The 12,983-nt window shown below is 44.3% G+C and carries 12 protein-coding genes; 5 read left to right on the top strand and 7 right to left on the bottom strand.

Features of this window, described 5'->3' with window-relative positions:
• The first annotated feature begins 13 nt into the window (after positions 1-13).
• From LCM11_RS14430 to LCM11_RS14410, 5 genes are read left to right on the top strand one after another with little or no spacing between them, the layout of a single operon-like run.
• A complete protein-coding gene (locus LCM11_RS14430) occupies positions 14-1,654 on the top strand; it encodes a long-chain-fatty-acid--CoA ligase (protein ID WP_224894980.1) in 1,641 nt (546 codons plus the stop codon).
• Positions 1,655-1,699: 45 nt separating this feature from the next.
• Positions 1,700-2,851 (top strand): acyl-CoA dehydrogenase family protein, encoded by a 1,152-nt coding sequence (locus LCM11_RS14425; protein WP_224894979.1) that lies wholly within the window; start codon positions 1,700-1,702, stop codon positions 2,849-2,851.
• A gap of 19 nt (positions 2,852-2,870) precedes the next feature.
• A complete protein-coding gene (locus LCM11_RS14420) occupies positions 2,871-4,055 on the top strand; it encodes a thiolase family protein (RefSeq protein ID WP_224895105.1) in 1,185 nt (394 codons plus the stop codon).
• 15 nt (positions 4,056-4,070) lie between these two features.
• Positions 4,071-4,442, top strand: a complete 372-nt coding sequence (locus tag LCM11_RS14415; RefSeq protein ID WP_224894978.1) for a PaaI family thioesterase — start codon at positions 4,071-4,073, stop codon at positions 4,440-4,442.
• A 16-nt stretch (positions 4,443-4,458) separates the two neighbouring features.
• Positions 4,459-4,863 (top strand): PaaI family thioesterase, encoded by a 405-nt coding sequence (locus LCM11_RS14410; protein ID WP_224894977.1) that lies wholly within the window; start codon positions 4,459-4,461, stop codon positions 4,861-4,863.
• Positions 4,864-4,884: 21 nt separating this feature from the next.
• Here the strand turns inward: LCM11_RS14410 and LCM11_RS14405 are convergent, their stop codons facing one another.
• The 7 genes from LCM11_RS14405 to LCM11_RS14375 all read right to left on the bottom strand — a co-directional run bounded on the left by LCM11_RS14405 (position 4,885) and on the right by LCM11_RS14375 (position 12,722).
• Positions 4,885-5,241: a DUF488 domain-containing protein gene (locus tag LCM11_RS14405; protein ID WP_224894976.1), complete on the bottom strand. Its 357-nt coding sequence runs from the start codon at positions 5,239-5,241 to the stop codon at positions 4,885-4,887.
• A 39-nt stretch (positions 5,242-5,280) separates the two neighbouring features.
• Entirely contained in the window at positions 5,281-5,640 is a 360-nt protein-coding gene (locus tag LCM11_RS14400; RefSeq protein ID WP_224894975.1) for an STAS/SEC14 domain-containing protein, read from the bottom strand.
• A 390-nt stretch (positions 5,641-6,030) separates the two neighbouring features.
• Complete coding sequence (locus tag LCM11_RS14395; protein WP_224894974.1) at positions 6,031-7,560, bottom strand: AbgT family transporter; 1,530 nt, start codon at positions 7,558-7,560, stop codon at positions 6,031-6,033.
• 109 nt (positions 7,561-7,669) lie between these two features.
• Positions 7,670-8,974 (bottom strand): hypothetical protein, encoded by a 1,305-nt coding sequence (locus tag LCM11_RS14390; RefSeq protein ID WP_224894973.1) that lies wholly within the window; start codon positions 8,972-8,974, stop codon positions 7,670-7,672.
• A complete protein-coding gene (locus tag LCM11_RS14385; protein ID WP_224894972.1) occupies positions 8,971-10,224 on the bottom strand; it encodes a M20 family metallo-hydrolase in 1,254 nt (417 codons plus the stop codon). Before LCM11_RS14385 ends, LCM11_RS14390 begins: the two co-directional genes overlap by 4 nt.
• Positions 10,217-11,515: an amidohydrolase gene (locus tag LCM11_RS14380; RefSeq protein ID WP_224894971.1), complete on the bottom strand. Its 1,299-nt coding sequence runs from the start codon at positions 11,513-11,515 to the stop codon at positions 10,217-10,219. The genes LCM11_RS14385 and LCM11_RS14380 overlap by 8 nt, the downstream gene beginning before the upstream one ends.
• Positions 11,505-12,722: a M20 metallopeptidase family protein gene (locus LCM11_RS14375; protein ID WP_224894970.1), complete on the bottom strand. Its 1,218-nt coding sequence runs from the start codon at positions 12,720-12,722 to the stop codon at positions 11,505-11,507. The genes LCM11_RS14380 and LCM11_RS14375 overlap by 11 nt, the downstream gene beginning before the upstream one ends.
• Positions 12,723-12,983 lie beyond the last annotated feature (261 nt).

The raw sequence follows: 12,983 nt of genomic DNA, 5'->3' as shown, positions 1-12,983 counted from the left end.
AGGGGGACTGTATGTGACGGATATTGAAAAACGCCCGTGGTATCAATCATATTCTCCTGAAATGAATACAGAAGTAATAGATCCTCAAGAGTCTCTCTATACACTGCTTCATGAAGCGGCAAATGAATTCAGTGAGAGGACGGCCATCCTATATGAAGATAGCAGAATAACCTATCAGGAGTTGAAAGAGAATGTAGACCAACTGGCAGGCGCGTGGAATGATCTAGGATTAAAAAAAGGCGAACGAATCGGTCTGATGATTTCAAACCACCCGGACTATATCAAGGCCTATTATGCTGCTCAGAGGCTCGGCCTCATCGTGGTTCAAATTAATCCGCGTTATACAGCAAGAGAACTGTTTCATATCATCAAAGATTCCGGTATGAACTATCTGGTAGCTGAAGAGAGCAATCGTTCACTCATTGAGCAGGTAAAGGAAGAGAGTAATATTTCTCTTGTGTTTTTCTCAAAAGCAGATCAGGATCTTCCTGAATCGTTGGAAAGTATTATAAATAAAGCGTATCCACTGAAAAAGGATATTCCTATTACGACTAAAGAAGATGTAGCTGTAATTCAATACACAGGTGGAACAACCGGTAAAATTAAAGGAGCTATGCTCACTCATTACAATTTAGTAGCTAATGTTATTCAGAGTCATGCCATGTATGGGGAGCTGATGAGGAGGGGAAAGGAAACCGTACTGGCCGCTACTCCGCTTTATCACGTGTATGCAATGACTAGTGCCATGAATCTCGGTATCTACCTTGGCGCTACAATTCTGTTAATACCAGAATTCAAGGTGGCTGATGTAGCCGAAAAAATTAAAAAGTATCAGCCGACTTTCTTTCCCGGGGTACCGAAGATGTACAGTGCTTTCGTACATTACCCTAGCATAGAATCGTATGGTCTGAGTTCTCTAAGGTTTTGTTCAAGCGGGTCTGCTCCTCTCCCTGTAGAGATTATCAGACGTTTTGAAAGTTTGACGGGTGCCGTGATTGGCGAGGGGTTTGGGCTTTCAGAAGCCTCTCCTTCTACTCACCGGAACCCTGCTGGCGGAATACGAAAGATAGGGAGCATCGGTATCCCCTTTCCGGGTACGGATTGCTGTATTATAGACGATCAAGGTGAGAGCCTGCCGGTCAATAGCGTAGGAGAGCTCATCATTAAAGGCCCACAGATTATGAAAGGTTACTGGGGACATACAGAAGAAACAAAAAACACGTTAAGGAACGGCTGGTTATACACGGGAGACCTGGCCATGTGTGATGAAGATGGCTACTTTTATATAGTTGGACGGAAAAAAGAAATGATTATTAATGGCGGATTTAATATTTATCCGCAGGAAATTGAAAGCGTTTTATATGAACATCCAGCTGTAAAAGATGCAGCGGTAGTGGGAGTTCCAGATAGGGATGAGGGAGAAATTGTAAAAGCCTATGTGGTCCTTAAAGAAGATTGCAAGGTCGAAATTAACGATTTAAAAGACTATTGTTCGACCCGTTTAACCCGGTATAAAGTGCCCAGGCAATACGAGATTCGTAATGACCTGCCGAGGAATACAGTGGGAAAGTTATTAAAACGAAAACTGGTGGAGGAAGAAGAAAGTAAGTCCAACGGGGGCATTCCCCCGCATGCTAGTTCAAATAATGTTTAAGAAACATGAATTCCTTACAAATTTATAATTCCGGGAGTGGTACTGTTGGATTTTAATTTTGATGAAGATATTCAGATGTTGAAGAACAGCGTACGAGATTTTGTTCAAACTGAGGTAGAAGCGGTAGCCATGGAGATTGAGCGTGAGAATAGAATTCCTGACCATATCTTAGAGATGTCTAAAGAAATGGGGCTGTTTGGTCTAAGTATTCCAGAAGAATACGGTGGTCTTGGTATAGGAATGGTAGGGAAGTGTGCGTTGTACGAAGAGATTGGGGCTACTCATAATGGTTACACCACGCTAGTTGGCGGTCATACGGGGATTGGTACAGTCGGTATCGTGGAAATGGGGAACGAAGCTCAAAAACAGCAATACCTGCCGAAACTCGCACGCGGAGATTCAATCGGCGCTTTTGCCCTCACCGAGCCAAGTGCTGGTTCGAATGCGACCAATTTAAAGACTACCGCGGTTAAACGTGGAGATAAGTACATCCTTAACGGAACGAAGCACTATATTACCAATGCCACAGAGGCTGACGTCTTCACGGTAATGGCTGTAACGGATGCAAGCAAAGGGGCGAAAGGAATTACCTCGTTTATTGTGGAAAAAGATTTTCCGGGCTTCCAGGTCGGAGCTATTGAACCTAAAATGGGGCTGCATGGTTCACATTCAGCCGAAATTATTTTAGAAGATTGTGAAGTTCCTAGCGAGAATGTGCTGGGACAAGAGGGAGAGGGGTATGTAAATGCTCTGAAAATCCTTGCGAACGGAAGGGCTGGGCTCGCCGCGAGAAATTTAGGCTCCTGCCAGAAACTACTGGACTTATCGATGCATTTTACACAGGAACGAGAACAGTTTGGTGTACCGATTATTGAACATCAGGCTGTGGCCCATATGGTTTCTGAGATGGCCGTAGAGATCGAAGCGCTTCGTTCCTTTACGTACCGGATTGCGTGGATGGTGGATCAAGGTCAGAAAGTAATTAAAGAAGCGGCAATGCTCAAATTATATGGATCAGAAGTGTACAACCGGGTAGCTGATAAGGCTGTGCAGGTTCACGGCGGCATTGGTTACATATCCGATTATCCCATTGAGCGCTTCTTTCGCGATGCACGAATTACGAGAATTTATGAAGGAACGTCTGAAATTCAGAAAAACATTATTTCCAGCCAATTGAAAAAGGAATATAGCTTGTGAACGGGAGAGGATGTTATTGATGAAGGAACCGGTGGTCATTGTAAGTGCTGTCCGAACCCCGATAGGAAAATATGGAGGCTCATTTAAAGAACTATCCTCGGCTGATTTAGCTTCTATCGCCATAAAAGAAGCAGTTTCAAGAGCAGGTCTTTCCTTGCAGCAGGTGGACGAAACGATTATGGGAGAGGTCCGGCAGACCACTCAGTCTTCTAATGTTGCCCGCGTTGCAGCTTTACGGGCAGGAATTCCTGAATCTTCTCCCGCTTATACGATTAACCGGCTATGCGCCTCTGGCCTGGAGGCTGTAGCCTCCGGGGTTCAGCAAATTGCTTTTGATCAAGCGGAGGTCATTGTGGCTGGGGGCACTGAAAGTATGAGTCAATCTCCTATCTATCTAAGAAATTCGAGGTTTGGAGGTGACCAGCCTGTTTTAATTGATTCGAATAAGGAAGCTGGGCAGCAGCCCAAAGAAATCTACGGAGATGATCTTGGAATGGGGATAACGGCTGAAAACGTTGCCGAACGCTATTCTATTTCAAGAGAAGATCAGGATGCTTTTGCTCTTGAAAGCCAAAGACGGGCATCAAGGGCGATAAAGGAAGCAGTGTTCGAAGATGAAATCGTACCGGTTGAAGTAAGAGAGCGTAAAGGATCTTTCATTGTAGATCGCGACGAGCACCCCAGGCCTCAAACGACGCTAGATAAGCTCGCGAGGTTACGGCCTGCTTTCAAAGAAAATGGGACGGTAACGGCGGGGAATGCGTGCGGTCGGAATGACGGGGCAGCTGCCCTGGTGCTCATAAGGGAGTCCAAAGCAAGATCATTAGGGCTGACACCAATGGTCCGGATTACAGATTGGGCTGTATCAGGCGTTTCCCCTGAAGTGATGGGAATCGGACCCATACCTGCTGTTAAGAAACTACTTGAAAAGACGTCTACCAAGATAAAAGACGTCGGACTTGTAGAGTTGAACGAAGCCTTTGCTTCTCAATCCCTGGCGGTTATTCGTGAGCTCGGTCTGGTTCAAGAACGAGTAAATATTCACGGTGGAGCAATTGCTCTTGGGCACCCTGTTGGAGCGAGTGGAGCAAGAATTTTGACCACACTTTTACATGCGTTAAATAGAAGTGATTCACAAAGAGGGATTGCTACCTTATGCGCAGGTGGCGGGCAGGGAATGGCCCTGATGGTTGAAAAAATATAGGGAGGGGATTTAAGAGTGAGAGGGCAATCTTCTTTTTTTGAACACTTAGGCTGTATTAAACATAGGGGAAGAGAAGGAGAAATTCTTCTCACTCTTCAAGTGAAGCGGGAAATTTTATCGGCCGAAGGCACTATTCCTTCGGGTATATTTTCAAGCATGCTCGATATTGTTATTGGTTCAACCATAGCAGAGTTAGTCCAGCAGCCCACCACAACCGTAAATTTAAATATCAATTATTTTGACTTCACAAATTGCGGACCATTTACCGCAGTCGGAACGATCACCTGGAGGAATGGAAAACTAATTGCAGGTGAAGGTAGTGTATCGGATCGTGATGGAAACCTGAAAGCCAAAGCGGCCGGGACTTTTAAGGTGATAGGCCGGTAAATAGGGAGGAAAAGACATGACAAAGACGATTGATGAAGTACGTGAAAGTTTTGAAGCCAGTCCGTTTTTTTCCCATATTGGCTTTGAGATCATTCATTTCGAAGAGGGGAACGTTCGATTGAATCTTCCCATTCAGGAAAAGTTATTTAATGTGAATGGCACTCTCCATGGAGGTGTCCATGCCACCATGCTTGACTTAATTATTGGAATGGCTATTCGCTCCACGACTAAAACGCGGTGTACAACTATGAATTTAAATATTAACTATTTGGCCCCTTCGGCAGGCGGCAGCGTAACGGCAAAGGGGAGGATTTTGCAGCAGGGATACCGGATTGTGACGGCAGAAGGAGAGTTATATGATGGGGAAGGTACGATGCTGGCAAAAGGCATCGGTACGTATAAATTAATTAGGGATGAATAACGCTCAGTCCGCGATTGAGCGTTATTCATCCTCTAAGATTTCCTTTAGCACGACCGCATGATTATGCTTTGAATCTTTAGCTCCAAAAAGAAGGATTAGACGTTTATCCTTTGCTATTGCTTTCAATTCTTTAATTTTGGATTGTGCTTCAGCGTTATTCTCTATTTCTTTCCGATAAGCTTCTGTAAACGTATCAAATTTAGCAGGATCGTGATTAAACCATTTTCTAAGCTCCGGGCTTGGGGCAATACTCTTAAGCCATTCATCAATTTCGGCATCTTCTTTAGAAATTCCTCTTGGCCAGATACGATCAGTCAGTACCCGGTGGCCGCCTATCGTTATGTTTTCATCATAGATTCTTCTTAATATAATAGACAACCTAATCCCTCCCCGTGTCGAATCTGCAGCTTCACTTTCTCAATCTTCTTTTAGCCAGCTCCAGGCATCTTCCAACTGGTTTGGTTTATAATCTTTGGCCTTTAACCCTGGCAGATAACCGGCTGCCTGCGTAGCTACCTCTATCCATGCTCTTTCCGTAATTACCGCGAATTTTGAGAACTGTTTCCAACGTTTTAAGTTGAGTTTTGTACCTTCCCAGAACCCTTCAAGTGTGGAACCTTGAACTTCAGGAATAAAGGCTAAAATATTAAAATTCTGATCATCATCAAAATATCCTTCTATATAGTTATCAAGCATTTTTGCATCTTGTCCTGTTAATATTTCTCGGACGTCTATGACGATGGTGGATGGGTCACGGCTTGAAAGAATCGTAAACATAACACACCTGCTTTCTATAAATTAATACACGTGTTTACCTGTTCCCAATGAGTCGTTGGATAAACATGGTGCTATCGACAGGGATGGGGTTTTTGAAGTTAATTCTTAAAGATAAGATCCCGTTACTGAAAGACTTGATTTCGAGACAAATGGGTCCGTTACGTTAAATGGATAAGGAATTGGTGGTGAAATAACTCGCTTTCCTGCTGTCCTACATGACGTAGGATCGATCCTCCTTCTTTCCATGAGCGTCCTCAGTCGTTTCACTCCTTGGGGGGTCTCACCTGGATCCTTCTCCCGCGGGAGTCTCGCCATTTCCTCCGCCACCCCAACGATAGGAATAAAAAAAAGAAACGCCTGCTATTTAAAAGCAGGCGTTTTATAATTCAATTATTGATTAATATACATATCGACACCAGGACCGAACGGAATGCCAAGTAGTGCAAAGGCAATCAATAGTACGACCCAGATCAAGAAGAAGATAATGCTGTAAGGCAGCATGAGGGAAATCAATGTCCCTAATCCAGCTTTCTTATTGTACTCACGCATAAAGGCAAGAACAACAATAATATAGGGGTTCATCGGTGTAATAATGTTTGTTGAGGAGTCGGCAATACGGTAAGCTGCTTGAATGAATGCCGGGTGATAATCCAATAGATAGAACATTTGCAGGAAAATCGGTGCTTCAAGCGCCCATTGAGCTGATCCACTGAAGATCAATAGGTTCATAAGCGCAGTCAGCATAGAGAAACCGACTACAACCGGTAATCCCGTCATATTCATGGCTTCTAGAGCATTTGCACCGCTTACAGCTACCCATGTTCCGATATTCGTCCAGTCAAAGTAAGCAATAAACTGCGCAGCTGCGAAAATCAAGACGATGAATCCGGACATGTCTTTCATGGCTTCACTCATAAATCCAGAAATGTCACGAGTAGATTCGATCTTTTTAACGGTCACTCCATAGGTGATACCAATGGTAATAAAGAAGAAGAGAATAATAGGAACAATTCCATCTAAGAATGGAGACGGGATAATACCGCCCTCTTCATTCCTTAAAGCGGAACCAGGCCATGCAATAGCGATAATAAGGATAGCAATAAAGACTAAGCCTGATATAACTGCGTTTTTGAATCCTTTTTTCTCAAGAGTCGTGCTTGCTTCCAGTTCATTTTCAGAACCTTTACCTTCATATTTTCCTAAGCGGGGTTCAATAATTTTTTCAGTTACCAGGGCCCCTGTAATAGAAAGAATAACGACAGATACAATCATGAAGTACCAGTTATCTACAGGAGTTACTACGATGTCAGATCCAATACTCTCCATAACCTCTGTTGAAATTCCAGAAAGCAGGGCATCTGTACCAGCGATAATGATGTTGGCGGTGAAACCGGAACCTACTCCTGCGAAACCGGCAGCTAAACCAGCCAGCGGGTGACGTCCGATTGTGTAGAAAACCATAGCAGCAAGAGGCGGAACAATAACGAAAGCGGCATCGGAAGCCAGGTTTCCTAATATTCCGACAAATATAACCGCATAAGTGATCAAAGACTTAGGTGCTTTTAGTATCGTACTTTTAATAGCTGTTTCGAGTAAACCAACTTTATCTGCAAGACCAATCCCTAACATCATAGCCAATACCAGGCCAAGGGGTGCGAATCCAGTGAAATTATCAAGCATGGAGGTAAGAATGTATTCCAGTCCATCTCCTGAAACCAGACTCTGAATGGCCACTTCTTCTCCCGTACCGGGTTCTTCGACCGTTACACCAAATAATGAAACCACCCAGGAGAATAAAATCGTAAACCCGGCCAGATACACAAATAACATAAACGGCTCCGGCAACTTGTTTCCTGCTCTTTCAATAAAATTTAAAAACCTTGCCATTCCTTTGCTCGACTGTTCAGTGTTGTTACTCATGTGCTTCACCCTTCCAATTAATTTGGGAAATTTTCCTTAATACTTCCGTTTTTAGCCAAAAACTGTGTAAACGTCATGAGTCTAAAGGGAAAGGGGAAGGCCCCTCCCTTTAAAAAGGGAGGAATTGATAAACCTTCCTTGGCCGGCCGCGTTCACCGGATTGTGTTTCACCGGCTTGCTCTACAATGCCGACACGTTCCATTTCGGATAAGATCCTTCTTCCATTACGTTCTGTACTTTTCAGCCATCTGGAGAGATCCTGCGATGAGAATTGCTCTCGTCCATAATGTTTTACATAGGAGACGATCTTGGAGACGACACCTGGACTGAGGTTTGCATCTTTCAGCTTCTCTTTCCAGGCTTGACCTACATCCGTCGTCTGGTAATCAATCTGTTCTTTCTGCTGTTTCAGCGAAATCGATTGATCGTCATCGACCACCAGGATCACCGGTTCTTCGTACTCTTTAACGTGACGGAATCCAATTCTTACGTGCTGCTCTGCCTGAAGGACGGTTTCGCCAAACCCAATGGATACTTTAGCTCGAAGGTTTGTCTGAAGACGGATCTCCTGGATCAGGTTAAATAAATCGGCTTCTGATTCATGGCTCAGCTCTCCTCGTGTTGTGAAGATGAAGAATAATCCATCGCCCATCTGCATAACGGATCCATTGGTTTTCTCGGCAATGGAGTAAAGCTCGCGTCGGACGTCAAGTTCCTGATACTTCGTTTTGAAGGAATAATAAAGTTCTTCTAAATGATCAGGATCCATATTAATCCGAAAGCCTATGACGGCTACCTGTGAATTACGGTAGAGGTTCGTTTGGGCCCGTTCCTCAAGAAATTGGATAATCAGCTTGATGGATAAATAAGAAGGAGTTACACGAAAAACCGGGATCCCTTTATCTTTAAGTGTCTGATAAACATATTTGATAGAGGTAATAACAACTTCCGTTTTTCCTTCTTCAAATAATTGAGTGTGATAATTTACGAGTTCCTCAGAACTTTGTCCACTTTTAAAAGGATGGTTATAATAGGATAATTCCTCAAGCTGGTAGTAAGAGAGAATCTTTTCAAACTCTTCACTTTCAATCGTATCGATACCGACTTTTCGGTACACTTGGTTAGAGGCTAATTGAGCCTCAAGTAGAATTCCGAAGAAGCTCGCTCCGTGAAGAGGTGGATAAGCTCCTTCATTTTCGGTTATCAATTCATTTTCTATTGCGTACGTGTAATTCAAAACGCCTGAGAAAAACCATTGATCGACTTCGTATCGGTGTTGAGTTAAAATATCGCTTACTTCCGAGAGCTGCTCATAGGGATAAGGAACAAATGTGATCGTCTCAAATTCCTTGGCGACATACATAATCTGCTGTAAGGAGTCATGAGGAGCAATGACTCCGATCGTTGTTTTCATGGTTTTTCACCAGTTTCAACTTTTAGATATTCAGCCATTACCCTGGCGCCTTTGGCCAGATCTTCGTTGGACGCGTATTCTTTCGGGTGATGGCTGATTCCTTCTTCGCAAGGAATAAAGAGAAGACCGGATGGCCATTTTTCAGCCATATTCATAACATCGTGTCCGGCACCGCTATCCATTTCCATAGACTTTAACTGGAGCTGATCTGTTACTTTTGCGAGCTTGCCTTGGAGATTCGGATCTAAAAATACGGAGTTATTATTCACAAGTGTTTTAACGTGAACATGTATCTTTCGTTTATCTTCAATCTTCCTGCAAAAAGATTCAATTCGATCGGCCAGTTCTTTTTTTAAAGTATCGTCCACGCTGCGAATATCAATTCCAAGCTCTACCTGACCGGGGATGACGTTCATCACATTCGGATGAAGCTGAACGGTGCTTACGGTCGCTACCAGAGGAACGTCTTGTTCTTCATTCATTTGGTTGGCTTGTTCTTCTACGAACGTGATAAGCGGCGCGATGGCCGCAAAAGCATCGGATCGACGGTTCATCGGTGTTGTGCCTGTGTGATTAGCCATTCCTTCAGCTGTAATCTGCAAACGAATCGGACAGGCCACCCCTCGAACGATTCCAATATCTGCTCCGTGATTTTCAATCTGAGTGCCTTGTTCAATATGAAGCTCTAAAAAGCTTTCTAATTCTTTCTCACCTTTTTCTGCCTGATCGATTGTATCCCAGGATAAACCGAAAGATTCTACTGCTTCCTTAATAGTGACACCTTCTGCGTCCTCCACATTGGCCACATCATCTTTATCGAGTAGTCCGCTGACAGCTTTACTGCCAATTGTGGATACACCGAACCTGGCTGATTCTTCCGAGGCGAAACAAATGACGCTTATATTTTTGCGTGGGGTATAATCTTGATCTTTTAGAAGTTTGATTGCGGCAAGGGCGGTCAATACACCAGCAACGCCGTCATACCCTCCGCCAGAACTTACAGTATCGACATGAGACCCGAGAGCGACAACTGGCGCCTCCGTATCCGTTTTCCACTCTGCCCAGACGTTACCAGCCTGGTCGGAGTGAACATCCAGTCCAAGGTTTTCAGCAATTCTGCTGAAGGCCTGGTGGGCTTGTTTTTCATCTTCCGTGTAGCTAAGCCGTGTAAATCCATTTTCATAATCCATCTCGTCTGTGAGATTTAATTCAAGTAGATGCTGATTCAGCCATTCCTCTAAGTTAGTCAAGCAAATGTCCCCCTTTTATGATATGGATGTACGTATCCAATGCAGTGGTTAAGACCTCTTCTTCAAAATCGAAGGAAGGGGAATGGTGATTATCTGGTAAATGAGTGCCGAAGAGCATATAAGTGGCCTGACCGCCCTGGGATTGGACTTCATTCATCATGAAACTGGCATCCTCTGAGCCTGACACGCGAGCCACAGGGATCACTTTACGAATGTACGCACTAGGTTCGCAGACTTTTGAAATGTAGGATGCTAAGGAATCATCACAGGTCATTTGCTCCGTTTCGCCTACAAATTCAATTTCTACCTCGACCTGGTGCATGTCCGCCGCAGCTTGAATCATACGTCTGGCTTCCTTTTGCATATAAGAATTGATGGTTTTCGTTTCTCCGCGCGTTTCGATTTCCAGAAAACCACGGTCCGATATAATATTACGTCCGTTGCCGGCAACCAGTTTTCCTGCATTCACCCGGCTGATACCTTCACTGTGCCGGGGGATGGAATGCAATTGAGTCGCTGCCGTGGCTGCCGCGAGTAAGGCATTTCGTCCTTCTTCGGGTTTCATACCGGCGTGAGAGGATTGACCTTTAAAATGGGCGTCTAATTTAGCTGAGGCCAGAAACCCTTCGGTGGTGGCTGCCACCGTTCCAACAGCTAGATCCTGAATTCCGATATGTCCGGAATAAAAGAAGTCGACGTCTTTGAGCCAGCCTTTGTCTGTCATTGCTCTTGCGCCTCGCCCGCCTTCTTCGGCCGGCTGAAACAGGAGAGTAAACTTTCCGTTTAAGTTTGAACGATTCTCCGCAATGAAATGAGCGAGTCCAAGACCGATGGTGGTGTGTCCGTCATGACCGCACGCATGCATAACACCTGTATGTTTGGAAACAAACGAGTGTTTAAATGGGAAGTGCTGTGAATCTTCAGCTTCTGTAATCGGCAAGGCATCAATGTCAAAGCGGAAGGCAAGGTGGTCACCGGCTTTTTCTGTATCCCATACTGCTACTAGTCCAGTATGACCGCCTTTCATATTTTCAAGAAAGCGGTCATCTACCGATGCGGATGCTACCATTTCCTTTTCCTGAAGCGTTTCTTCATTAGGAACACCGTATCTTGAGTCGCTTTCTAAAGCCTCTTTTCCTACATATAAAGTAAAGCCTAGTCTTTCTAATTCCTGGCCAATCGTATAGGTGGTGCAGTATTCCATAAATCCAAGTTCAGGGTACTTATGAAAGTGGCGGCGCCATTCGATTAATTTAGGCTGGATAGCCTGAATAAACGAATCATGAGGCACTTCGATCACCTTCTTTACTTTCGGCTAGACTTTGCAGGGTATCAATCGCCACCTGAACTAAATAGCGACTTCCGATAGGCAAGGCCTTTTCATTCAATTGAAAACCAGAATCGTGAAGTGGTTTTTGATTATCGGCATCTTCAATTTGGGTGCCGAGCCAGATGAATGCCCCCGGATAGTGAAGCAGAAATCTGGAGAAATCTTCTCCAGCTAAAGCTGGGTCGAGATCAGGTGTTGCATGGTCACCTAACAGGCGCTGGGCTGATTTGCGGGCTGTCTGAGCCCATTCGGGTGTATTAATGGTCGCGGGATAGCCGTCATAATAAGTTACTTCTGCCTCTCCCTCGAATGCCTCGGCCGTCTGCTGAATAACCCTGTGGAAACGTTGTTTTACTTTTTCTTTTACTTCTGGTTTAAACGTACGTACGGTACCCTCGAAAACCACTTGTTCGGGAATCACATTGTAGCCATAGCCGCCTTCGATCCGACCTACGGTTACAACTGCTGAATCAAGAGGGTTTACGTTCCGGCTTACAATTGTCTGAAGACTGGAGATGATTTGATTTGTAATAATGAGAGCATCATTGCCGTCATGAGGCATGCTCGCATGTCCGCCTTTTCCTTTAACCGTTACTTTAAATCGGTCGGAAGCTCCCATCATTTCTTTATCCCGAATGCCGACTTGACCGACAGGGAGGCTTGGCCATACATGTTGTCCGTAAATGACATCCGGAGTGTATTGATCAAACACTCCATCGTCAAGCATAGGCTGGGAACCGCCGTAAGGAGACGTCTCTTCCGCGGGTTGAAAGACGAGTAAGACCGTGCCATGAAGGTCTTCTTTCTGCTGTTGAAGAGCGTAGCCGGCACCAAGCAGCATAGCTGTATGGGCGTCATGTCCGCAGGCGTGCATCTTTCCGTCGTTTTCAGATGCGAATTCATGCTGGTTTGCTTCCTGGATCGGAAGGGCATCCATATCAGCTCTTAGTGCCACTGTCCCTCCCGGCTGCGCGCCTTTGATAATTCCGAGAATTCCGGTATTAGCAAAGCCTGATTGGAATTCAATGCCGTATTCCGTAAGTTTCTCTTTTACCAAAGCGGAAGTCTGATATTCTTCGTTGCTCAGCTCTGGATGCTTATGAAGCGTCCGGCGAATATTCAGAATATCGCTTTCAATAAATGAAATGAGTTTATTTATATTTTTCAAAAATGTTCCTCCTTTAAATTAAGGACATTTTCCTTAAATGTTCCGTTATTAAGTAGTATAACAAAAAATAAATAGATTTCATCCTTTTTTCGACAAAAAATTTAGAAAATTTGATTAGGATGGCTATAAAAGGGAAAAGCCTGGTTTGGTACTTATCGTTTGTGGTCTGTACGAGAGAGCTTCCGAAATGATACATTTCATCTTACTGTATAACTCCCTCTAATGATAATATAGTAGAAGATAGGTATAACTTGAGGTGGG

It is taken from the genome of Halobacillus halophilus, assembly GCF_020171985.1.
Taxonomy (GTDB): Bacteria; Bacillota; Bacilli; order Bacillales; family Halobacillaceae; genus Halobacillus; species Halobacillus halophilus_A.
This window is presented reverse-complemented; position numbering and strand designations above follow the sequence as displayed.

Excerpts from the sequence above, each read along its gene's own strand:
- LCM11_RS14400 (WP_224894975.1), bottom strand. The coding sequence starts at position 5,640 with ATGTTTACGATTCTTTCAAGCCGTGACCCATCCACCATCGTCATAGAC.
- LCM11_RS14395 (WP_224894974.1), bottom strand. The coding sequence starts at position 7,560 with ATGAGTAACAACACTGAACAGTCGAGCAAAGGAATGGCAAGGTTTTTA.
- LCM11_RS14390 (WP_224894973.1), bottom strand. The coding sequence starts at position 8,974 with ATGAAAACAACGATCGGAGTCATTGCTCCTCATGACTCCTTACAGCAG.
- LCM11_RS14420 (WP_224895105.1), top strand. The coding sequence starts at position 2,871 with ATGAAGGAACCGGTGGTCATTGTAAGTGCTGTCCGAACCCCGATAGGA.
- LCM11_RS14410 (WP_224894977.1), top strand. The coding sequence starts at position 4,459 with ATGACAAAGACGATTGATGAAGTACGTGAAAGTTTTGAAGCCAGTCCG.